20 protein-coding genes are annotated in these 22,430 nt (G+C 70.1%); 7 read left to right on the top strand and 13 right to left on the bottom strand.

Annotated elements, in window-relative coordinates:
* Positions 1 to 2,626 (top strand): ATP-dependent DNA helicase (locus tag INT49_RS13605; protein WP_193118289.1); only part of this gene is annotated, 2,626 nt, incomplete at its 5' end.
* 203 nt (positions 2,627 to 2,829) lie between these two features.
* The gene (locus INT49_RS13610; RefSeq protein WP_193118290.1) at positions 2,830 to 3,180 is read left to right on the top strand and encodes a hypothetical protein; all 351 of its coding nucleotides are present in this window, start codon (positions 2,830 to 2,832) and stop codon (positions 3,178 to 3,180) included.
* Between the two features lie 150 nt (positions 3,181 to 3,330).
* Here INT49_RS13610 and INT49_RS13615 read toward each other — a convergent pair whose 3' ends face one another.
* Both INT49_RS13615 and INT49_RS13620 read right to left on the bottom strand, forming a co-directional pair.
* The gene (locus tag INT49_RS13615) at positions 3,331 to 3,747 is read right to left on the bottom strand and encodes a recombinase family protein (RefSeq protein WP_193118291.1); all 417 of its coding nucleotides are present in this window, start codon (positions 3,745 to 3,747) and stop codon (positions 3,331 to 3,333) included.
* 29 nt (positions 3,748 to 3,776) lie between these two features.
* The gene (locus INT49_RS13620) at positions 3,777 to 4,067 is read right to left on the bottom strand and encodes a helix-turn-helix domain-containing protein (protein ID WP_193118292.1); all 291 of its coding nucleotides are present in this window, start codon (positions 4,065 to 4,067) and stop codon (positions 3,777 to 3,779) included.
* 216 nt (positions 4,068 to 4,283) lie between these two features.
* Between INT49_RS13620 and INT49_RS13625 the strand changes: the two genes are divergently transcribed.
* Together INT49_RS13625 and INT49_RS13630 are read left to right on the top strand one after the other, a co-directional pair.
* The gene (locus tag INT49_RS13625) at positions 4,284 to 4,967 is read left to right on the top strand and encodes a histidine phosphatase family protein (RefSeq protein WP_193118293.1); all 684 of its coding nucleotides are present in this window, start codon (positions 4,284 to 4,286) and stop codon (positions 4,965 to 4,967) included.
* Positions 4,964 to 5,506, top strand: a complete 543-nt coding sequence (locus INT49_RS13630; RefSeq protein ID WP_193118294.1) for a DUF4916 domain-containing protein — start codon at positions 4,964 to 4,966, stop codon at positions 5,504 to 5,506. Before INT49_RS13625 ends, INT49_RS13630 begins: the two co-directional genes overlap by 4 nt.
* A gap of 150 nt (positions 5,507 to 5,656) precedes the next feature.
* Here the strand turns inward: INT49_RS13630 and rdgB are convergent, their stop codons facing one another.
* From rdgB to clpS, 6 genes are all read right to left on the bottom strand, one after another.
* Positions 5,657 to 6,325 (bottom strand): RdgB/HAM1 family non-canonical purine NTP pyrophosphatase, encoded by a 669-nt coding sequence (gene rdgB / locus INT49_RS13635; protein WP_193118295.1) that lies wholly within the window; start codon positions 6,323 to 6,325, stop codon positions 5,657 to 5,659.
* Positions 6,322 to 7,080 (bottom strand): ribonuclease PH, encoded by a 759-nt coding sequence (gene rph / locus INT49_RS13640; RefSeq protein ID WP_193118296.1) that lies wholly within the window; start codon positions 7,078 to 7,080, stop codon positions 6,322 to 6,324. Before rph ends, rdgB begins: the two co-directional genes overlap by 4 nt.
* Positions 7,081 to 7,166: 86 nt before the next feature.
* Positions 7,167 to 7,964 (bottom strand): MBL fold metallo-hydrolase, encoded by a 798-nt coding sequence (locus INT49_RS13645; RefSeq protein ID WP_193118297.1) that lies wholly within the window; start codon positions 7,962 to 7,964, stop codon positions 7,167 to 7,169.
* Complete coding sequence (gene murI / locus INT49_RS13650; protein WP_193118298.1) at positions 7,961 to 8,773, bottom strand: glutamate racemase; 813 nt, start codon at positions 8,771 to 8,773, stop codon at positions 7,961 to 7,963. The genes INT49_RS13645 and murI overlap by 4 nt, the downstream gene beginning before the upstream one ends.
* Before the next feature lie 78 nt (positions 8,774 to 8,851).
* Positions 8,852 to 9,484, bottom strand: coding sequence for a DUF2017 family protein (locus INT49_RS13655; protein WP_193118299.1), 633 nt, complete (start codon positions 9,482 to 9,484; stop codon positions 8,852 to 8,854).
* Positions 9,484 to 9,807, bottom strand: coding sequence for an ATP-dependent Clp protease adapter ClpS (gene clpS, locus INT49_RS13660; protein WP_193118300.1), 324 nt, complete (start codon positions 9,805 to 9,807; stop codon positions 9,484 to 9,486). Before clpS ends, INT49_RS13655 begins: the two co-directional genes overlap by 1 nt.
* 129 nt (positions 9,808 to 9,936) lie before the next feature.
* Between clpS and INT49_RS13665 the strand changes: the two genes are divergently transcribed.
* Positions 9,937 to 11,316, top strand: coding sequence for a nicotinate phosphoribosyltransferase (locus INT49_RS13665; RefSeq protein ID WP_193118301.1), 1,380 nt, complete (start codon positions 9,937 to 9,939; stop codon positions 11,314 to 11,316).
* A gap of 85 nt (positions 11,317 to 11,401) precedes the next feature.
* On the opposite strand, the gene INT49_RS13670 is transcribed toward INT49_RS13665, so the two are convergent.
* On the bottom strand, positions 11,402 to 13,192 hold the full coding sequence (locus tag INT49_RS13670; RefSeq protein ID WP_226850570.1) for a DEAD/DEAH box helicase: 1,791 nt from the start codon (positions 13,190 to 13,192) through the stop codon (positions 11,402 to 11,404).
* Between the two features lie 130 nt (positions 13,193 to 13,322).
* Positions 13,323 to 13,697 (bottom strand): DUF3039 domain-containing protein, encoded by a 375-nt coding sequence (locus tag INT49_RS13675; RefSeq protein WP_193118303.1) that lies wholly within the window; start codon positions 13,695 to 13,697, stop codon positions 13,323 to 13,325.
* 90 nt (positions 13,698 to 13,787) lie between these two features.
* Here INT49_RS13675 and INT49_RS13680 point away from each other — a divergent pair, with 90 nt between their 5' ends.
* Positions 13,788 to 14,324, top strand: a complete 537-nt coding sequence (locus INT49_RS13680; RefSeq protein WP_193118304.1) for a VanZ family protein — start codon at positions 13,788 to 13,790, stop codon at positions 14,322 to 14,324.
* A 159-nt stretch (positions 14,325 to 14,483) separates the two neighbouring features.
* Positions 14,484 to 15,620: a serine hydrolase domain-containing protein gene (locus INT49_RS13685; RefSeq protein ID WP_193118305.1), complete on the top strand. Its 1,137-nt coding sequence runs from the start codon at positions 14,484 to 14,486 to the stop codon at positions 15,618 to 15,620.
* Positions 15,621 to 15,792: 172 nt separating this feature from the next.
* Here the strand turns inward: INT49_RS13685 and INT49_RS13690 are convergent, their stop codons facing one another.
* The 3 genes from INT49_RS13690 to hrpA all read right to left on the bottom strand — a co-directional run bounded on the left by INT49_RS13690 (position 15,793) and on the right by hrpA (position 22,353).
* The gene (locus tag INT49_RS13690) at positions 15,793 to 17,250 is read right to left on the bottom strand and encodes an NAD-dependent malic enzyme (RefSeq protein ID WP_193118306.1); all 1,458 of its coding nucleotides are present in this window, start codon (positions 17,248 to 17,250) and stop codon (positions 15,793 to 15,795) included.
* Between the two features lie 172 nt (positions 17,251 to 17,422).
* Positions 17,423 to 18,025, bottom strand: coding sequence for a hypothetical protein (locus INT49_RS13695; protein ID WP_193118307.1), 603 nt, complete (start codon positions 18,023 to 18,025; stop codon positions 17,423 to 17,425).
* Between the two features lie 440 nt (positions 18,026 to 18,465).
* Positions 18,466 to 22,353 (bottom strand): ATP-dependent RNA helicase HrpA, encoded by a 3,888-nt coding sequence (gene hrpA, locus INT49_RS13700; RefSeq protein ID WP_193118308.1) that lies wholly within the window; start codon positions 22,351 to 22,353, stop codon positions 18,466 to 18,468.
* Between the last annotated feature and the right edge of the window lie 77 nt (positions 22,354 to 22,430).

Raw genomic sequence — 22,430 nt, forward strand, 5'->3', positions numbered from 1 at the left:
CAGTAGCACCCTCATCGTAAGAGGGCCCACTGTCCGAAAACCACGCGGCACCTCAGACCGCCTCGTCAACGAGTACGTGGCCAAGCATGGGCGGCAGCCGTCGCCGAAGTTGTTGTGGCAGTTCCGGCAGCAGGCCACGTTGGAGACGCGGCCTCCGAAGCAGCACCACTCCCTCAGCGACCTCACCACCGCGTGGCGGGAACGCGCCACCGAGGTTCTCGGGGAGGACGCTCCGACGTGGGCCACAACGCTCCTGGCCGGGAGTGCTGGGGAGCCATTGCTGCGCGCGGACGACATCCCCCTCGGCGATCTTGATCAGGTTGCTGAGGTTGTGGTGGCGCGGGTGGGTGACCGGCGGGCGACGTGGAAGCGATGGAATCTTCATGCGGAGGCTGTCCGGCAGACGATGGGGCTCCGGTTCGCGTCCGCGACTGACCGCGACCACATCACCGAACAGATCGTCGACACTGCAGAACGCGTCTCGCTGCAGTTGACTCCGCCGGAGCTCGCGTCGAGCCCGCCGACGTTCCGCCGCCCGGCTGGGGCGAGCGTGTTCCGCCCGAAGGCCGCAACGGTGTTCTCGTCTGAACTGGTGCTCGCGGCAGAGGATCGTCTCCTGGCCGCGTCGAACGACAGGAGCGCACCGACCGTGCCGCTCGCGTGGGTCGAGCAGGCGGCACGGACGAGGAACCGAGACGGGCATGTGTTGTCACCGGATCAGGAGCGGGCGATCGCGAAGATCGGCGTCTCCGCCCGCACCCTCGACGTTCTTGTCGGTCCTGCGGGGACGGGGAAGACGACGACGATGTCGGCGTTGCGGCGGTCATGGGAGAAACGCCACGGCACCGGTTCCGTGATCGGCCTCGCGCCATCCGCGGCGGCAGCGGATGTTCTCGCCGGGGATTTGGGGATCTCGACGGAGAACACGGCGAAGTGGCTCCACGAACACCGCAACGGCAACTGGAACCTCACACCCGGCCAGCTCGTCATCATTGACGAAGCCTCTCTCGCCGGGACTCTCGCACTCGACACCATCACCACCCACGCTGCCCAGGCCGGTGCGAAGGTGCTCCTCGTGGGTGACTGGGCGCAGCTCGCCGCGGTGGATGCGGGTGGGGCGTTCGGGATGCTCGTCCGCGACCGGGACGATGCCCCTGAGCTCACCGACGTGAGGCGGTTCCGTAACGAGTGGGAGAAACACGCCTCCCTCGGCCTGCGCATCGGCGATACCGACGTCATCGACACCTACCTCGACCACGACCGCGTCACCCCAGGCGGCTACGAGGACATCCTCGAACAGGCGTACCAGGCGTGGCGTGCTGACCTGGCTGCGGGGAAAGAGTCGGTGTTGATCGCGGAGACCCTCGACGCCGTCTCCGAGCTCAACACCCGCGCCCGCACCGACCGGATCCTCGCAGGCGATGTCGCCCTCGACGGCGTGCGGCTCAATGACGGGAACGAGGCATCCCGCGGCGACCTGATCATCACAAGGCAGAACGACCGGCGACTCGCACTTGGGCGGGGGTGGGTGAAGAACGGCGACCGGTGGACCGTCACCCAAGCGAACGATGACGGATCCCTCACCGTCCGCCGAGCCCACTCGAGGTGGCGCACCACAATCACCCTTCCCGCCGCGTACGTCACCGAGCACGTCGAACTTGGGTACGCGATCACCGCTCACCGGGCCCAGGGAGCCACCGTCGATACCGCGCACGCGATCGTCCACTCACCCGAAATGACCCGGGAATCCCTCTATGTCGCCATGACCCGAGGACGGGAGTCCAACCGGGCCTATATCGCGACCGACGAGCACCACCTTGAGGAGCACCAGCACCGGGACGACCTGCAGATGACCGCCCGGAGCATCCTCTACGGCATCCTCCAGCATGTCGGTGCCGAACAGTCCGCCCACGAGACCATCACCGCGGAGCAAGACGTGTGGGGGTCGCTGGCCCAGTTGGCGGCCGAGTACGACACCATCGCCCAAGAAGCGCAGCAGGACCGGTGGGTCACGCTCCTCGAACACGGCGACCTCACCCCACAGGCGATCGACGAGCTGGTGGAGACGGAGTCGTTCGGGATCCTCACCACCGAACTCCGCCGCCTCGAAGCCGATGGCCACAACATCGACGACCTCCTCCCACGCATCACGCGCGCCGGAGGCCTGGACGGGGTGGAGGATCTCGGGTCGTTGCTGCGCTACCGGGTCCAGAAGGTCGCGGCCACCTACCAGCCTTCGGCTCGTCGGGTGTCGCTGATCGCTGGCCTCGTCCCGCGTGCGGCGGGCATCACCGACCCTGTCATGCGGCACGCGCTCCAGGAGCGGGAGCAGCTGATGCAGCAACGCCTCGACACCCTCACCACCACGGCCGTTGAACGACTTGAGCCGTGGATGAGAGCCCTCGACGGTATCGACCCCGAAGCGAGATTGGCGGCGGTGCGGGTGGTGGTTGCGTATCGGGACCGGTGGGGCATCACCTCCACCAGCCCCCTCGGACCCGTCCCCGACGATGACGCGCAGCGTGTCGACTACGAACGCGCCCGCGGGCTCCTCATGAGCCACCAGCCAGCCCCGCAGGACACGGCACCCGAGGCTCAGGAGCGGCGCACCGGCCGCACCCTGTGAGCGCCACGGACCGTCCGGGGAAGGATTGCTCTTCCTATGTCACAGGGGCGCCGGTATTCTGATGGTGGCAGGAGCAACCACACGCCGAGCCCCGGGACATCGTTCAGGGGTGACGCAGACCGTTCGAGCAGCGTCTCGGGCACTCAACCACTCAGGACCAGCCACACCGCGATAGTCCTGCGTGCGAAAGTGAGGCCCACACCATGCTCCTGAACCGGCTCTGGAACGCCAGCATCCACACCCGCATCTTCCTGCGCCGATGGATGCCCACCAACATCCTCCTCGACCGACTCCGCACCCGGCGTGGCCTCAAATGGGGCGTGCCAGCGATGCTCCTCGGCGTCGTCTACCTCCTCATCGCCGCCACCTGCACCGGACTCATCGACCAGGGCTGGAGCGAATGGCTCTACCTGGCCTTCATCTGGGCACTGTGGAACGGCCTGAAGTTCCTCCTCTTCGGCCCGTGGAGCCTCATCCTGCTGATCCGTGTGCGGACGCAAGAGGCACGCATCCGCAGACGAAACCGAATGCCCTCAGCGCGCGCAGCGCTGTAGCAGTGACGTTCGCACAGCCCGTAACAGCCCGCCTCCTCCAAGGAACTGACCGACGTGGTTCTCGATCAGCGCTCGCTCAGAGGGGCCGAACTCTGTGCGTTCAACGAACAACCCCTATCGCATCCCGCGTTGTCCGGCAGCCGACTCACGCTACCTCGCCCTCGGGACGGGCCCGCCGGTGGCCTCGCACATGCCGACAGCGCAGCCTGCTCGGGCAAAGACGGAACTGGAGACATGGTCGGTCGCAGAAACCATGACATCGCGGTGCTTCAGTTCGGCGAGCAGCGCACCCATGCGACAAGCGTCACGGCCCAGCCGGTACAGGTGATCGACGACGATCGTGTCACCCGCACGAACCACACCCAGTAGCGTTTCGAGTTGCGTCTGCCCGTCCATGTTCAGGCCGCTCACGACGAGATCCGTAAAGATCGCTTCCTCCCGCACGCCCGCCTCACGCAGGGCGCGATGCTGTGGCTCCACGTCGACATCCGGCCGGTTAGTGCGGGCATAGCCATACATCGATCCGGCCCTATCGCTGAGAGTGGCCCTCTGCGCTAGATCTGACATCGTCGTCTCCTTACCCCTTCTGTCGGTTCTCATTTCGCTGGTCGCCCTCCCCGCCGAACGTTCGGCCGAAGCTCCACCCCGGCTCCTTTCAGCGCCCGCCACACCATCGAATGACCCACCCCCAGCTCGGCAGCGACCTCACGTATCGTCTTCCCAGACAGGTACGCCCCGACGGCCTGCGAAACCTGCTCCTCGTCCAAGCCCTGTCGTCGGATCCGCACACCTGCCTCGGAGAACAGACGACTCACGGTCTGCTTGCCCAACCGGCGTGCGGTAGCGATCGAGATGAGGGACTCCCCGGCTTCGTAGGAGGCGATCATCTCCTGCAGCACCTCAGGAGCGACCGGGGTTCCAGCCGTCTCAATCGGCGTCACCACCGGCCCACGAACATCACTTCGAGGCGCAGCTAGACTGGAAACCGACACGCCCTGACCGTCAGAAGATCCGCGTGAAATCAACGATTTCAAGATGACGAACGAGGATACAGTTTTCTCCCGGTTGGGGCACGCACCATCCCCGTATCGAGGAGACGCTTCATGACGCTGTTCGGACTCGTCCGCCATGGGCAGACGGACTACAACCTGCAGAACCGCTTCCAGGGGTCCTCGGACATCCCGCTGAACGACACCGGGATCGCCCAGGCGCACGCCGCCTTCGACCAGCTCCCGCCCGTGGACTGGGACGTGATCGTCACCTCACCCCTGCAGCGTGCCGAGCAGACGGGCCGGATCATCGGCGAGGACCACGGCATCCCCTTCGGCGGCACCGATCCGCGGTTCGTGGAGATCGACTGGGGCTTCGCCGAGGGCAAGCCGGTCGACGAGATGCAGGAGGCCTACCCGGATCGCTCCTTCCCGGGACGGGAGGACCACCAGGCCGTCGCCGACCGCGGCTATGACGGACTCGAGGCGCTCGAGGAGCGCTACCCGGGCAAGAAGGTCCTGGTCGTCGCTCATGGCACCCTGATCCGCTTCATCCTGTCGGGGATCATCGAGCAGCCCCTGCCCTCGATCCCGAACGCCACCCTGTCGCTCGTGGAGCTCGAGGGCACGACCTGGCGGGTGCGGATGATCGCCGGCGAGGAGGTCGACCACGCCGTGAAGGTCGCCAGTCGCGAACAGAACCCGCGCTTCCACGTCGAGAAGGGCCAGCTCGCCCCCGCGCTGGCCGCGGCGGCCGCCGCCGACAGGGACGACCACTCCGCGGAGGCGACCCGATGAGCCCCCGCACGGCTGTGGACACCGAGGGCGCCTGGTTCGAGCCCGAGCACATCGCGCAGCTCCGCCGCCATCTGCCCATCTCCTACCTGGACCTCGTGCCCGTGCGCACCGACGTGGACGGCTCCGTGGTCGAGGTGGGCCTGCTGCTGCGCGCCTCCGGCAGCGGCCAGATCGTGCGGGCAATCGTCTCCGGCCGGATCATGATCCACGAGACGATCCGCGAAGCGATCTCCCGCCACATCGACAAGGATCTGGGACCGATGGCGATGCCCCGCATCCCGGTCTCCCCCGTGCCCTTCACCGTCGCCGAGTACTTCCCGACCCCGGGGATCTCGCCCTTCCACGACGCCCGCCAGCATGCGATCTCGATGGCCTATGTGGTGCCGATCGACGGTGAGACCGCCCCGCAGGAGGACGCCCTGGAGCTGACCTGGTTCGGGATCGACGAGCTGCTCGCGGAGTCCTCCCCGCTGGACGAGATGAGCGGCGGTCACGACCTCATCGTGCGCCGGGCACTCGCCCACGTCGGCGCCGCCTGACAGATTCGCCGACGGGCACGGGACGCCCGACGTTCCGCACCCGACGCCCGACACCACCACGACGCGGCGCCCCTGATCCGCTCGGATCAGGGGCGCCGCGTGTACCGGCCAGGGTTCAGCTCGACGCATCTCGGAGCAGCGGGGCCCGGATCAGTCGAGCAGCGGAGCCACGTGCTTCGCGATCGCACGGAACGCGGTTCCGCGGTGGGAGATGGCGTCCTTCTCCTCGGGGCTGAGCTCCGCGGCGGTCCGCGCCTGGCCGTCGGGCCGGAACAGCGGGTCGTAGCCGAAGCCGCCCTCGCCGTGCCGCTCCCGCAGCAGGTGCCCCGTCATCTCGCCGCGCTCGACCACCTCGGTGCCGTCCGGGGCCACCAGCGCCGCCGCACACACGAAGCGCGCGGCGCGGTGCGCATCGGGCACATCGGAGAGCTGGGCGAGCAGCAGGTCGTTGTTCGCCTCGTCGTCCCCGTGAGCTCCGCTCCAGCGCGCCGAGAAGATGCCCGGCGAGCCGCCGAGGACGTCGACCGCGAGACCGGAGTCGTCGGCGACGGCGAGCAGCCCGGTCGCCGCGGCCGCTGAGTGGGCCTTCAGCAGGGCGTTGCCCTCGAAGGTGACCGCGTCCTCGACCACGTCGGGCAGCTCGATGCCCGCCGAGGAGACGATCGATTCCGCCGCGAGCCCCGGCACGGCGGCGGTCATGATGCGCTGGAGCTCGTGGAGCTTCTTGAGGTTGTGGGAGGCCAGGATGATCCGGGCCCCCGCCGAGACGCTCGTGGTCCCCTCGTGCATCGCAGCAGGGTTCGACGCTGCTGCGCTCATCGCTGCTGGGCGAGGACGTCGCGCTGGATCGCGGCGAGCTGCTCGCAGCCGCCGGTGGCGAGGTCCAGCAGGGCGCCGAGCTCGGTGCGGTCGAAGGGTGCGCCCTCCGCGGTGCCCTGCACCTCGACGAAGGAGCCCGAACCGGTCACGACCACGTTCATGTCGGTCTCGGCGTTCACGTCCTCGCGATACTCGAGGTCCAGCAGCGGGCGGCCCTCGACGATGCCCACGCTGATCGCGCTGACGGAGTCGGCGAGCACCTCGCGGGCGGCAGGGACGGCGGTGTGCTTCTTGCCCCAGGAGATCGCGTCGGCCAGCGCCACGTAGGCGCCGGTGATCGCGGCGGTGCGGGTGCCGCCGTCGGCCTGCAGCACGTCGCAGTCCAGCTGGATGGTGTTCTCGCCGAGGGCGTCCAGGTCGATGACCGCGCGCAGGGAGCGACCGATCAGGCGGGAGATCTCGTGGGTGCGGCCGCCGATCTTGCCCTTGACGCTCTCGCGGGCGCCGCGGGTGTTGGTGGCGCGCGGGAGCATCGCGTACTCGGCGGTGACCCAGCCGGAGCCGGAGCCCTTCTTCCAGCGCGGCACGCCCTCGGTGAAGCTGGCCGCGCACAGCACGCGGGTGCGGCCGAATTCGATCAGGGCGCTGCCCTCGGCATGGTCGAGCCAGTCGCGGGTGATGCGCACCTCGCGCAGCTGGTCAGGGGTGCGACCGTCGACGCGGTCGCCGGTCGGGGTGGGGTTCTGGGTGCTCATGGAGCAGGTTCTCCTCGGTGTCGCTCAGGCGTACTGATCGAGGATAGCCGCCGGGCACCGGGCCCTCAGAACCCGGAACGCCGAACTCAGGCGGTGGCGTCGGTCCTGGTGGTGTCGTAGACCGCCTGGGGCACGGCGAGCTCGAGCGGGCCCGAGTAGACGCTGCGCGCCTCGGCGAGCGGCACCGCGGGGTCCGTCCACGCGGCGATGTGGGTGAGCACCACGCGCCCGGCGTTCGCGGTCACCGCGGCCTGCCCGGCGCGCAGGCCCGTCAGGTGCACGCCGGAGAAGCGGTCGTCGCGGCCCTCGATGTAGCCGGCCTCACAGAGGAACAGGTCCGCGCCGGCCGCCAGCTCGTCGAGCGCCTCGCAGGCATCGGTGTCACCGGAGTAGGCGAGCACGTCGCCGCCTGCGGTGATCCGGAACCCGTAGGCCTCCACGGGGTGCAGCACCTCGCGCACCTGGATGTCGAACGGCCCGATCGTGAACCGCTGGTGGTCCTCGAGCGCGTGGTTCTCGAACGGGACGCAGTCCACGCCGTCCGGGATGTTCCCGGCGCGGCCCAGCACGGCGGCGATGCGGTCCGGGAGCGGCCGCGGCGCGTACAGGGGCAGCTGGGGCAGGTCGGTGCGCTCGTGGTACGCCCAGAAGACCTCGAGCCCGGTGACGTCGAGGTAGTGGTCGGGGTGCAGGTGCGAGATGATCACGGCGTCGAGGTCCGCAGGATCGATGACGGACTGCAGCGGTCCGAAAGCGCCGGAGCCGAGGTCCATGAGCACGCGCCAGGTGCGTCCGTTCTCGTCCTCGTGCTCGAGGAGGTAGCTGGAGGCGGCGCTGTCCGGGCCGGCGAAGCTGCCGCTGCAGCCGATGACGTGGATCCTCATGCCGTCACCACCGGCAGGCTCGTGGTCACATCGAGCATCGGGCCGAGGAACCGGCGCGAGAGGCGCACGAAGGACTCGCTGCCCTCGCCCTCCGCAGTCTGTGCGAACACGTGGTGCGGACCCCGTTCCGAGACGCGCAGCAGGGACCCGCCGCGCAGCTGGCGATAGACGTCCAGGGCGGTCTCCTCGGCGGAGGAGACCAGCGTGACCTCCGGACCCATGACATAGCTGATCGCACCGGCGAGCATCGGGTAGTGGGTGCAGCCGAGCACCAGGGTGTCCACCCCGGCCTCCTGCACCGGCGCCAGATACTCCTCGGCCACCTCGATGACCTCATCGCCGGTGATCACCCCGTTCTCGACGAACTCGACGAAGCGCGGGCAGGCCTGGGTGAGAATCTGCAGATCGGGAGCCGCGGCGAAGGCATCCTCGTAGGCGCGGGAGGTGACGGTGCCCTCCGTGGCGATCACTCCCACCCGGCGGTTGCGGGTCGCGGCGACGGCACGGCGCACGGCCGGCTGGATGACCTCGACGACGGGCACGTCATAGCGCTCACGGGCGTCGCGCAGCACGGCGGCCGAGGCGGTGTTGCAGGCGATCACGAGCATCTTCACACCGTGGTCGACCAGGTTGTCCATGATGTCGAGCGTCAGGGAGCGCACGTCGGCGATCGATCGCGGCCCGTAGGGTCCGTGCTCGGTGTCGCCGATGTAGACCAGCTCCTCCTGCGGCAGCTGGTCGAGGATGGCTCGGGCCACGGTCAGCCCGCCCACCCCGGAGTCGAAGATCCCGATCGGCGCGTTGTTCATCCCGGTAAGGCTAGTGTCGATTGCCGTTCGGGGCAGTGACTGCCCCCTCACTGGGTGCTGTTTCACAGTTCGCGGACATCAGTCCAGCGCACGGAGCAGGCTCTCCTGGAGCCAGGACAGCAGCTCGTACACGGCGATCACGATGTCGGACCCGACCTGATCGCCCTCCGGCTCCGAGGCCTCCTCCACCCGCTCCCCGATCTGCTGGAGCATCCGCACGGTGTCGAAGTCCCCGTCGCGCTGCAGATCGAGACGGTCCGCGAGCACGATGCGCACGTCGTTCAGGGCGCGCAGGAGGGCGATCGCCTGGGCGTCGTCGAGCACGATCTCGCTGTGGCTCGGGCCTGCTGAGTCGATGATCGCCATCACCTGGGCGAGATCGGCGAGCTTCCCGTCGGCGAGATCCTGCTGGCCCAGCCGCCGGAACTCCCCGGCGAGCGTCGGGTCCTCGGAGGCTGCGGGGAACAGCCGCTTCACGGCGGAGTCCGCGGGCTCCCGGGCATCGCGGCCGGCGAACTCGGCCTCCAGGCGGCGCAGCGGATCGTCGCTCTCCGCCGCGCGCTGCAGAAAACCCGGATCGGCGTCGATCCCCAGGTCAGCCCGGATGAGATCCGCGGTCTCCTGGGCGACCTGCGCGATGATCGCCTTCTCCTCCCCGTCGAGCCGGCAGGCGAGGCTGCCATCGGGGCGGCGTCGGAATGCGTGCGCCATCAGTCCTCCCCCGCCCTCTCCAAGGTCGCGTGCAGGCCGAAGGAGTGCATGGCCTGCACGTCGGTCTCGACGCGCTCCCGGGAGCCGCGCGAGACGATCGCCCGGCCCTCCTCGTGCACCTGCATCATCAGCTGCTCGGCGACCAGCCGCGAGTACCCGAAGTGCCGACGCAGGACGAAGACGACGTAGCTCATGAGGTTCACAGGGTCGTTCCAGACCACGGTGCACCACGGGCCGCTGGTCCCGACGTCCTCCTGCACGGCACCGGCAGGGTCGGTCAACGAGCCCATCCCGGGGTCGGCCCGCCGCAGCTCCACCGGCATTCGTGCTCCTCCTGTATCCCGCCGCTCGCCGTCCCATGACAGCTGACATGGTCCTCGGCAAGCGGCCCGGTCGAGTCTACGGGGCGCGTCCGTCACTCGGTCGGCCCGGCACGCATTACCGTGGACACTGTGACTTCTGCCCTGCTCACCGACCTCTACGAGCTGACGATGCTGCACGGTGCCCGCGAGGCGGGCACGGCATCGCGACGCTGCGTCTTCGAGGTGTTCACCCGTTCGCTCCCCGAGGGCCGGCGCTACGGGGTGCTCGCCGGCACCGGCCGCGTGCTCGACGCCATCGCCGACTTCCGCTTCGACGACGCCGACCTGCGCTACCTGCGCCGGGCCGGGGTGCTCGACGAGGAGACCCTCGAGCATCTCGCGGCATACCGCTTCGCGGGAGACGTGCACGGATACGAGGAGGGTGAGCTGTTCTTCCCGAACTCGCCCGTGCTGCGGATCGAGGGCACCTTCGAGGATGCGGTGATGCTCGAGACCGTCGTGCTGTCCATCCTCAACCATGACAGCGGCATCGCCTCGGCCGGGTCGCGGATGATCACCGCCGCCCGCGGCCGCCCGTGCATCGAGATGGGCGGGCGCCGGGTGCATGAGGACGCCGCCATCGCCGCCGCCCGCGCCGCGTACATCGTCGGCTTCCACTCCACCTCGAACCTCGCCGCCGGAGCGCACTACCGGATCCCGGTCGCCGGGACCGCGGCCCACGCGTTCACACTGCTGTTCGACACCGAGGAGGAGGCCTTCCGCGCCCAGATCGCCTCCCAGGGGGCGGGGACCACCGTGCTGGTGGACACCTACGACGTCGAGGCCGCCGTGCGCACCGCGGTCGAGATCGCCGGCCCCCAGCTCGGCGCGGTGCGCCTGGACTCCGGGGACCTCGGCGTGCAGGCCCACGAGGTGCGGGCCCTGCTCGACTCCCTCGGCGCCACGGACACGCGGATCACCGCCACCGGCGACCTCGACGAGTACCGCGTCGAGGAGCTCACCGAGGCACCGCTGGACGGCTACGGCATCGGGACCCGCCTGGTCACCGGTGGGGGCCATCCCGCCCCCGGCTTCGTCTACAAGCTCGTCGAGCGCGAGGGGGCCGACGGCGCGATGCACCCGGTCGGCAAGCGGTCCCAGGACAAGGCCACGCTCGGTGCGGGCAAGGCCGCCTACCGCATGATCGTGGGCGAGCGCGCCCACGCCGAGCTGGTGCTCCCCGGCGAGTCCGAGGTCGCGGAGTTCGAGCGGGAGCTGATCGCCGAGCTGACGTCCGGCGAGGCGAACCCCGAGTGGGCTCGCACCTCGCTGCGGCCCCTGCAGAAGCCCATGATCCTCGGCGGCGAGCCGGTGCACGATCTGCGAGCACCCGCTGTGGTCGAGGCGGCGCGGGCGCGGCATGCCGCCTCGGTCGCAGAGCTGGGCCTGTCCCCCGACGACGGCCCGGATGGCCCTCCCGCCATCCCCACGGTCACCGACGGCGTCGAGGCCGCCCGCGTGCTGAGCTGAGACAGCCGCGCGACGGACGGGTCAGCGGCGGCCGAGTGAGTTCAGCGGGCGGGCCGGATGAGGTCACCGCACGCGCCGGATGAGCTCAGCGGCGGCCGACGAACCAGCCTCGCACGACGCCGATGCGCGCCTGGATCTGCTCCGCGCTGGCCTGGGCCACCGCAGGCCCTCCGCACCGGCTGCGCAGGGTGTTGTGGACCGAACCGTGCGGGATGCTGGACTTCTTCGCCCACGCCGAGACCAGCGTGCTGAGCTCCTTGCGCAGCTCCATCAGCTGCCGGTGGTCCACCACCCCGGGGGTGACGGTCTGGTCCGCGGAGCCGTTGCGCTTGCGCCGCTCCTGCTGCTGGGCCTGCTGCTGCTGGAGCACGGTGCGCATCTGGTCGGCGTCGAGCAGGCCGGGAATCCCCAGGAACTCCTGCTCGTCCTCGCTGCCGGCCAGACCGCCGGCTCCGTACTCGCCGCCGTCGAACAGCACACGGTCGAACGAGGCCTCGGACTCGAGGGCCTCGAAGGTCATCTCCAGCTGATCGCTGGTCTCCTCGGGACGGTTCGCCTCCTCGATCAGGCTCTCGTCCAGGCCGGTGACCTCGTCGCCGCTCGCAGGGCGCAGGTCCAGCACATGGTCACGCTCGGCCTCCAGCTCCGCGGCATGGGCCATGAGGATGGGGACCGTGGGCAGGAAGACGCTCGCGGTCTCACCGCGGGTCCGCGAGCGCACGAAGCGGCCGACGGCCTGCGCGAAGAACATGGGGGTCGAGGTCGAGGTGGCGTAGACGCCGACCGCGAGGCGCGGCACGTCGACGCCCTCGGACACCATGCGCACCGCGACCATCCAGCGATCCTCGGAGGCGGAGAAGTCCTCGATGCGCTTGCCGGCGCCGGCGTCGTCCGAGAGCACGACGGTGGGTGCCTGGCCGGTGATGTCCTGGAGTGTCCCGGCATAGGCGCGGGCCGCCTTCTGGTCGGTCGCGATCACGAGTCCGCCGGCGTCCGGGACGTGGCGACGCACCTCGGTCAGTCGCCGGTCCGCCGCCGAGAGCACCGACTGCATCCATTCGCCGTTCGGATCCAGGGCGGTGCGCCAGGCCTGCTGGGTGATGTCCTTGGTCTCGAGCGCGCCGAGCTGCGCCGAGACCTCATCACCGGTCTTGGTGCGCCAGTGCATGCGCCCCGAATAGGTCATGAACAGCACGGGGCGCACCACATGGTCGCGCAGCGCCTCGCCATAGCCGTAGACGTAGTCCGCCTTGGAGCGGGAGAAGCCCTCGCCGTCCTCCTCGTAGATCACGAAGGGGATCTGCGAGGCGTCGGAGCGGAACGGGGTTCCGGTCAGGGACAGGCGGCGCACCGCCGGATCGAACGCATCGCGCACACCGTCACCCCAGGTGAGGGAGTCGCCGGCGTGGTGGATCTCGTCGAGGATCACCAGCGTGCGATCGGCCTCGGTGCGCGCTCGGTGCAGCGCAGGGTGCATGCCCACCTGGGCATAGGTCACCGCCACGCCCTGATAGTGGGAGCCATGGGCGCCCTGGGCGTTGGAGAAGTTCGGATCCAACGAGATGCCCACCCGTGCGGCGGCGTCGGCCCACTGGGTCTTCAGGTGCTCGGTCGGGGCGACCACCGTGATGCGGCGGACGGTCCCCTCGGAAAGCAGCCCCGCGGCGACCTGCAGGGCGAAGGTGGTCTTGCCGGCGCCGGGGGTCGCGACGGCCAGGAAGTCCTTCGGGGTGAGGCTGCGATACAGCTCGAGAGCCTCGGACTGCCAGGCACGCAGCTTGGGGACGGTGCCCCAGGCGGCGCGTTCCGGGTAGGCGACGGGAAGCGATCGCGCGGCCGCCTCGGAGGGCTGGCGGGGATCGCTCGTGGAGAACAAGGAAGGGGTGGTATTCACGGCGTGATCCACCGTACCGCCGCGGTACGACGACCCGCGCACCAGCGCGATGTGAGGAAGTCCGCGAGCGCGCCGCGGCCCGGGCGATCACCCGGGCCGCAGCGGCGAGCGGTCAGCGCCGGCCGCCGAAGAAGCCGCGGAAACCGCCGCCCTTCCCGCCGGAGCCGCCCTTGCCGTCGCCGCCGCCGTCCTGCGGGTCGCGGAAGCCCTCGTAGATCTCCTTGCACTCCGGGCACACCGGGTATTTCTCGGGATCCCGACCCGGCACCCACACCTTGCCGCACAAGGCGATCACGGGCGTGCCGCCGAGCGCGGCCTGCGTGATCTTGTCCTTGCGCACATAGTGCGCGTACCGGTCGTGGTCACCGTCGTCGGTGGTCTGCTCCTTCTCCTGGAGCTGACGGTCCAGCACCGCAGTGCTGCCCGGCGCGGCCCCGGGATCGTCGCTGTACGGATCCAGCCGGGACGGGTCGGATGTGGAGGACATGGGCAACTCCCTCGGTCGATGTCGTGCTGCCGTGAGCCTAGCGGCCCTGCCTCCCCGGAGACAGCCGCCGACGCTGGGATAATGCCGGGTATGGACGTCGTCGCCGAGTTCCTCCGCCGCCTGCCCCACGAGATCCGTCGCGCGGGAGGGTCCCTCCTCGGGCGCCTCGGCCTGCTCCTGCTGGCCCTGATCCTGAACATCGGGTTCTACCTGCCCTCGATCCCGGCCGGCACGCCCGGCACGGGGATGCCCGGCCTCGACAAGCTCGTGCACCTGCTGGTGTTCGCACTGACCGTCTGGGCCGCGGGGCGTGCGCTGGCGCCGCGCCGACGCTTCCCCATGGGCTGGATCGTGATCGTCGCGTTCGCCCACGGCCTGCTCATCGAGCTGGTCCAGCTGGTGCTCCTCCCCGAGCGCGGCGCCGAAGCCACCGATGTGCTCTTCGACGTCATCGGCATCGCCCTGGGCCTGGGACTCTGGCTCGGGGAGCGGCTGCGCCACGAACGCGCCGGAGCACGCCCCGAGCGTGACGAGCTGGAGCATGAGGGGACGGCGCCCGCCGACCCGGTGGAACCTGTCAGGTCACAGAGGGACCAGGTTCCCGAGAACCCCGTTCCCCCACGCTGAACCGCCCCGACGATCGGCGCATGAGCACCCAGTCCCACCTGCAGGCCGTCCGGGAGCAGCTGCCGCCCTCGATGCGTTCTCCGCGCTGAGGAGATGCGGGCAGGTGGCCCTGCGCACCACCTACGACGCCCTCGAGAACTACAGGAGAGCATGACGTCCATGGACGATACCGACGCACCGGACCCGACGACGGACGGCACCGCGCAGAACCGGCTCGAGGTGCTGGTCACCGCCCTGACGCGGGACGCGGCGACCGCGCCCGCGGACGGTCCCCCGGTCGAGGGCGCGGCCGCCGCGGCCGCCGCTGTGGACAGCCCGGGCCGCCCCGTCGCCAGAGCGCTCGCAGGCTCGACCGCGCTCTTCGAGCCCGATGGCACCCGCCTGCCCGCAGGCTCCCCCGAGATGATCCCGCTGGTGGCGGACACGCTGTTCGACATGGCCTCGGTGACCAAGGTGGTCACGACGCTCACCGCAGCCACCCTCATCGATGACGGGCTGCTGGACCCGGAGGCCCCGGTCGCCGAGTACCTCCCCTCGCCGCACCCGTCGATCACGGTGCGGCAGCTGCTGACGCATACTGCCGGGCTGCCGCCGGTCATGCCGCTGTGGCAGGTCCCCGGTGGCCGTGAGCAGCGCCTGGCCGCCATCGCCCGGGCGCAGCTCGCCACCGCACCCGGCACCGCGCACACCTACTCCTGCATCGGCTTCATCCTGCTGGGGACCCTGCTCGAAGGGCTGACGGATACCCCGTTGCCGGAGCTGGCCCGGAGACGCGTCCTCGACCCCGCCGGGGCGACGAGCGCGGGATGGTCGCCGCCCGTGGAGGAGACCTCCCGCGCCGCCGCCACGGAGTACCAGGAGGACCCGCCGCGCGGGCTGGTGCGAGGGTCCACCCATGACGAGACGGCGTGGTCCCTGGGCGGTGCCGGCAATGCAGGGGTCTTCGCGACCCTCGACGACGCGCTCGCCCTCGGACGGGTGCTGGCCGGTCGCGGACCGGGGCCGACGCTCTCAGGCCCGGTGCGTGCCCTGCTGACCAGCGATCAGCTCCCGACGGGGGTGAGCACCGACGCCCCATGGCGGCAGGGCTTCGGGCTGCGGGTGGGCCAGGAGCTCTCCCCGGGTGAGGTGCTGCCCCGCGTCGTCGGGCATCCCGGGTTCACCGGCACCTCCGTCCTCGCCGATCCGAGCACCGGCACGGTCGCCGTGCTGCTGACCAACCGGGTCCACCCGCGTCGGACGCGGTTCACGATCGACCGGTCCCGGCGGGAGCTGGCCCGCATCGCCTTCGCCTGAGCACCAGGCATCGAGTACCAAGCACCGCTCACCCGGTGCGGCCGGCGCCTGCCACCCTGGGTCGCGGCAGGCTGACCCAGGCGCACGAAAGGCGTGGCGCCCACCCCACGGTGCGCGCCACGCCGACCTGCCGCCCGGGATCAGGCATCCCGAGGGCAGGTTCCCCGCAGGCTCAGTGCTCCAGCGTGATCTCGTCCGCGTAGACCGCGGGCATCGCGCCGGTGATCGTGTCGATCGTGCCCGCATCCTCCCTCGCGACCTGCTCGACAGCGGTGGCCACCGCCTTCGTCACGCCCTCGTGGAAGACGCTGGGCACGATGTAGGTGGGGTTGAGCTCCTCGGTGGAGACGACGTCGGCCAGGGCCTTCGCCGCCGCCAGCAGCATCCGATCGCTCACACGGGTCGCGTGGGCGTCGAGCAGACCGCGGAAGACGCCCGGGAAGGCCAGCACGTTGTTGATCTGGTTGGCGAAGTCGCTGCGCCCGGTGGCGACCACCTCCGCGTACCTGGCGGCGTCGGCGGGGTCGATCTCGGGCGTCGGGTTCGCCATCGCGAACACGATGGACCGCTCGGCCATCGTCGAGACGTCCTCGGCCGTCAGGATGTTCCCGGCGCTGACCCCGATGAACACGTCGGCCCCGGCCACCGCATCGTGCAGCGTGCCGGTCAGCTCGCGCGGGTTGGTGACCTCGGCGATCCAGGGCAGGCGGCCCTCGAGCTGCTCTCGCCCCTCATGGACGATCCCGTCGATGTCGGTGACGATGACATCGCGGGCGCCGGCGGCGCGCAGCAGCCGCAGGATCGCCGTGCCGGCCGCACCGGCGCCGGAGAGCACGATCCGCGCCGTGGAGATGTCCTTCTCCACCACACGCAGGGCGTTGCGCAGCGCGGCGACGACGACGATCGCGGTGCCGTGCTGGTCGTCGTGGAAGACAGGGATATCCAGCTCGGCGCGCAGCCGGTCCTCGATCTCGAAGCAGCGGGGTGCGGAGATGTCCTCGAGGTTGATGCCGGCGAACACGGGGGCGATGGCCTTGACGTGGGAGACGATGTCGTCGACCGAATGGGCGTCCAGGCAGATCGGGAAGGCGTCGATGTTGGCGAAGCGCTTGAAGAGGGCGGCCTTGCCCTCCATCACCGGCATCGCGGCGAGCGGCCCGAGATCGCCCAGCCCCAGGATCGCGGAACCGTCCGAGACCACGGCGACGGTGTTGCGCTTGATGGTCAGGCGGCGGGCGTCCTCGGGGTTCTCGGCGATCGCCTTGACCACGCGGGCGACGCCCGGGGTGTAGATCATCGAGAGATCGTCGCGGTGGCGGATCGGCAGCTTGGACTCGACGGTGAGCTTGCCGCCCAGGTGGGCGAGGAAGGTGCGGTCCGAGACCTTCCCGAGCTCGACCCCCTCGATCTCCTTGAGGTCGTCGACGACCTCGATGGCGTGATCGTGACCCGCGGTGAGGACGGTGATATCGGCGCGCATCCGCTCGGGCCCGGAGGCCGAGACATCGAGAGCGGTGACCGTGGCCCCGCGTTTCTCGATCCTGCTGGTGATGTCGCTGACCGCAGCGGATCGCGCCGCGAACTCGAGTCGGATCGTGATGGAGTAACTCACAGATGGCAACGGTGACATGGAGTCAGCGTAACGACGTCGCACGGTCTGTGGGGCGCGCCGCTCCGAGCATCACAGGACATCGACAGAATTCCTCGCCCCACCACCCGCGATACCGGCGCGACGAGGCGCGATCAGCCGTCCGCGGCCGGCCGCGCCGCGCCGTCACGGAGCAGTCCGGTCAGGAGCCTGCTCAGCCGATGAAGGCGTCCACGTCGGCGGCATGACGCTGCCAGAGGAGCCGCGCGGTGGCGACCTGCTCGGCATAACGGTCCGGGAAGGCGGAGCCCTGCACGGCCTGTGCGGCAGCCCCGGGGTCCCAGGACTCGGGATCCGCCACCAGCTGCGCGAGGCCCGCGTTCTGCGAATGCTCGGACAGTCCGAGGAAGGCGTCGATCGCCTTCTTCTTGTGACGCACCTCGACGGCGGTCCCCCAGCCCATGGAGGGGCGCTGCTGGAACAGGCCGCCCGAATCCGCGTCCACGGCCGGATCGTAGTTGTACAGCCAGGACTCCACGATCGCGGTGATCAGGGTGATCACGGCGGCGGACTCCCCGAGCCCGTGGCCCTTGCACACGGCGATGATGAAGCGGGTGTTCTCGATCTGCCAGTCGTCCATGGCATCGACCACGAAGCCCTCGCGGGTCTCCGGACGGGTCATGAACTCCTCGGTCCATTCCTCCTCGGCCGCGCTGGCGGGGGCGATCGTCGCCACCGAGGTCGCCGCGGCGAGGCCGAGCGCGCCGGCGAGGAAGAGCCGGCGACGGGTGAGCGGGGCGGTCAGGGAATCAGCCATGGAGCAGAGGTCCTTATACGGTGCGGGAGCAGGGGGATCCGCCCGGTTCGCTCCGGGCCGTGCCAACGTAACGACGTGATCTCGGCGCGTGAAGGGCCAGGTCCGGAGCGCGGGCCGAGATCGGCACCGGTCTTTTCATCGCCTTGACCTGAACTCGACCTGCACACGGGCCCTGCGTCGGCGGCGTCGCTCCTGGTCGTCGGCGCGCAGAGGCCGATGCTCCGAGATTCCGGCTCCGCGGCATCGGCCGCCCCGAAATCAGTGGTAAAAGTTCTGCACTGTGACCGCGGGGACAGCATGGGCGTGCTGCGCACCACGCTCGGTGGTGGCATCGAGATGCTCGCCGAGGGCGCACGAGCGAGTGCGCACAGCGGGAGCGCCGGCGGACGTGCACACGGTGCCGAACACGGAAGTGCACACCGCAGCACTGCCTGCGGGGATCAGCCGAGGTCGGCGATCGCCTTGCGGATGCGCTTGTCGGAGACCGTCTGCTTCGTCCCCAGGGTCTGTGCGAACAGGCTGACCCGGAACTCCTCGATCAACCAGTCGACCTCCCGCGCCGCCGGCTCGGCACGGCGGCGCGCGGACAGCTTCGCCCGCGCGGTGGCCCAGTGTTGCTCGAGGTCGCGGATCTGCCAGGCGAGCTGCTCGTCGCGGCGGGGATTCTCGGGCAGCTTGTCCAGCCGCACTGCGTCCGCCTCGAGGTACCGTCGCAGGTCAGGCAGGTGGTCGATGCCCGTTCGGGAGATGAAGCCGTTCCCGAGCAGGGAGGCGGCGTGCTCCTTGATCTGCGTGAGGTGGGACAGGACGGCGAGCGACGGCGCCCGGCCCAGCTCCTTGGCCAGCTTCGCGTTGATCGCGAGCGCGGCGGCGGCATCCTTCACCGCCTGCGCGGCGACCTCGTCGTGGCGTGCGCGCACCGACGCGGCGAGCGCGTCGTACTCCGCTCTCGTGCGCACTTGGGCGGAGCCGGCCAGGTGCACGGTCGCCGCCCGGGAGGCATCGGCGAGCAGGGCCGCCGTGGACCCGTAGTCCGATCCCGCGACCGCGAGCTTGGTGGGATTGGGCAGGGCATTGAGCACGGCCGGGAGATCCGAGCCGAGCTCGCGGTCGAGCAGGGCGATCACGCCCTGCGGATGGGCGAGGGCCTGCTCGTCGGCGGTCGCGAGCACGGCGAGATCCACCCTCTCCAGTCGTCCGTCCGCACCTCGGCGCGCGACCAGCGAGGGATAGCCGGTCACCTTCAGCCCACCCACCGTGGACTCGTGGAGCATCGCCACACCGTCCTCGGGGAAGCCAGGAAGGTCCTTCCGCGCGAGACCGTCCGCCTGGGCGGTGACCGAGGCGTCCACCCGCTTCTTCAGGCGGTCCTTGAGGGCCTCCAGGCCGTCCCCGGAGCCGATCTCCCGCCCCTTGTCGTCGACCACCCGGAAATGCATGCGCAGGTGGGCGGGAAGCTTCGAGATCTCGAACTCGGCGCCGTAGAGCTGCAGGTCGTCCGGGACACCGGGGAGCGCCACGAGCTCGTCGGCGACCGCCTCGAGGAAGGCCTCACCGGCATCGGGGTCGTCGTCGTGCAGCGTCGCGGCGACCGACGTCGCGCGGTCCGGCGCAGGAACCAGGTGCCGACGGATCGGCTTGGGCAGCGAGCGGATCAGCTCGGTGACCAGCTCCTCGCGCAGCCCGGGGACCAGCCAGTCGAAGCCGCGGTCCTGCAGGCGGTTCAGCACGGCGAGCGGGATCGTGGCGGTGACCCCGTCGGTGCCCTTCGCGCCCACGTCACCGAAGGAGTAGCTCAGCGGCAGCGTGATGTCGCCCTGCACCCAGGTGTCGGGGAAGTCCGCCTCGATCGCCTCGGCGACTCCCTCGTCGGCGGCCAGCAGATCCTTCTCGGTGAGGGTGAGCAGGTCCGGCGTCTCGTGGCGCTGCTTCTTCCACCAGCTGTCGAAGTGCGTGCCGGAGACGACCGCGGCCGGGATCCGCTCGTCGTAGAAGCGGAACAGCTGCTCGTCGGAGATCAGCAGATCACGGCGACGGGTCTTCGCCTCGAGCTCCTCGAGCTCGGTAATCAGAGCGCGGTTGTCGCGGAAGAAATGGTGGCGGGTGCGCCAGTCGCCCTCGATGAGCGCCTTCTGGAGGAAGATCTCGCGGGCGGCCGGGGGGTCGATGCGTCCGTAGCCCACCACGCGGTCCGCGACGATCGGCACCCCGTAGAGGGTGACCTTCTCGTGGGCCATGGCGCTGGACTGCTTGGAGGACCAGTGGGGCGCGGAGTGGGAGCGCTTGACGACGTGCGCACCGGTCTCCTCCGCCCAGGCCGGGTCGATGCGGGCGGCGGTGCGGCCCCAGAGCCGGGAGGTCTCCACCAGCTCGGCGACCATCACATAGTCGGGGCGCTTCTTGGCCAGCGCGGATCCGGGCCACAGCGCGAAGCGGGCACCGCGGGCTCCGGAGTACTCGCGGGTGCGGTCGTCCTGCAGGCCGACGTGGGAGAGCAGGCCGGACAGCAGCGCCTGGTGGATCGCCTGCGGGGTGGCATCGCTGTCGTTGCGGGTGAGGTCCGCGTCCTTGGCCATGTCCTTGAGCTGGGAATGCAGATCCCACCACTCCCGGATCCGCAGGTAGTGCAGGTGCTCGGAGCGCACCTCGCGGCGGAACGCCGAGTTCGACAGCGTCTTGCGGCGCCCCTGGAGGTGGTTCCAGAGGTTGAGGTAGGCGAGGAAGTCGCTGGTCTCGTCCTCGAAGCGCTTGTGCTTCTCCTTGGCCTGCTGCTCCTGGCCCAGCGGCCGTTCGCGCGGGTCCTGGATGGACATCGCCGCGACGATGATCAGCACCTCGCGCAGCGCCCCGAGGCGATGGGCCTCGATGAGCATGCGCGCCATGCGCGGGTCCAGCGGGAACCGGGCCAGCGCGGTGCCCACGCGGGTGAGGCGTCGCCCGCCGGGCTCGCTCGGGGCGGTCTCGATCGCGCCGAGCTCGTCGAGCAGGCGCACACCGTCGGTGATGGCGCGCGAGGCGGGCGGTTCCACGAAGGGGAAGGACTCCACGTCCCCCAGCCCCAGCGAGGTCATCAGCAGCACCACCGAGGCGAGCGAGGTGCGCAGGATCTCCGGTTCGGTGAACTCGGGCCTGCCCTCGAAGTCCTCCTCCGAGAACAGCCGGATCGCGATGCCGGCGGAGGTTCGCCCGGAGCGGCCGGACCGCTGGTTCGCGCTGGCCTGCGAGATCGGTTCGATCGGCAGGCGCTGCACCTTGGTGCGCTGGGAGTAGCGGGAGATGCGGGCGAGGCCGGCATCGATGACATAGGCGATGCCGGGGACGGTCAGGGAGGTCTCGGCGACGTTCGTGGACAGGATGATCCGGCGATACGTTCCCGAGGGCGACGGGGAGAAGATCTTCTGCTGGTCCTGGGCGGAGAGCCGACCGAACAGCGGCAGCACCTCGACCGGCAGCGCCGTGCGGCCCTTCCTGCCCTGATCGAGGTGGGTGGTGAGCGCCTCGGAGATCTCCCGGATCTCCCGCTCCCCGGGGAGGAAGACGAGCATGTCCCCGGGCCCCTCGGCGGCGAGCTCGTCGACCGCGTCCGTGATCGCCTGGGTGAGATCGCGCTCGACGGAGTGGATGTCCTCGAGCTCGTCGTCCTCCTCGACCTCCGCCTCGAGCACGAGCGGGCGGTAGCGGATCTCGACCGGATAGGTGCGGCCGGAGACCTCGATGATCGGGGCGCTCTCGCGCTCGCCGGAGGGCAGCGTGCGGCCGAAATGCTCGGCGAAGCGCTCGGGATCGATGGTCGCCGAGGTGATGATGATCTTCAGGTCCGGTCGCTGCGGCAGGATCTGACGGAGGTAGCCGAGGATCACGTCGATGTTCAGGGACCGCTCGTGGGCCTCGTCGATGATGATCGCGTCGTAGCGCTTCAGCAGCCGGTCGCGCCCGATCTCGGCGAGCAGGATCCCGTCGGTCATGAGCTTCAGCCGGGTGCCGCGGCCGGTCTCACGGGTGAAGCGCACCTGGAAGCCGACGGTCCCCTCCCCCAGCTTCTCGCCGAGCTCGCCGGCGATGCGCTGGGCGACCGAGCGGGCGGCGATCCGACGGGGCTGGGTGTGGCCGATCAGCCGATTCTTCTGCCCGTACCCGAGCTCGAGCAGCATCTTGGGGATCTGGGTGGTCTTGCCCGAGCCGGTGGCACCGGCGATCACCACGACCTGGTTCTCGCGGATCGCCTCCATGATGTCCTCGCGGCGCCCGGAGACGGGCAGCTCGGCGGGATAGGAGATCCTCGGGCCGGAGGGCACGGTCTGCTCCGGAACGGAGGGGCGATCAGTCATGGTGCACCACTCTAAGCGGCACCCGCCGCGCCGTGCCTCGCAATATCGTCCGCGGGCACGTCGCGAGGCCAGGACGT

Source organism: Brachybacterium tyrofermentans, assembly GCF_014897585.1.
In the GTDB taxonomy this organism is placed as follows: domain Bacteria; phylum Actinomycetota; class Actinomycetes; order Actinomycetales; family Dermabacteraceae; genus Brachybacterium; species Brachybacterium tyrofermentans.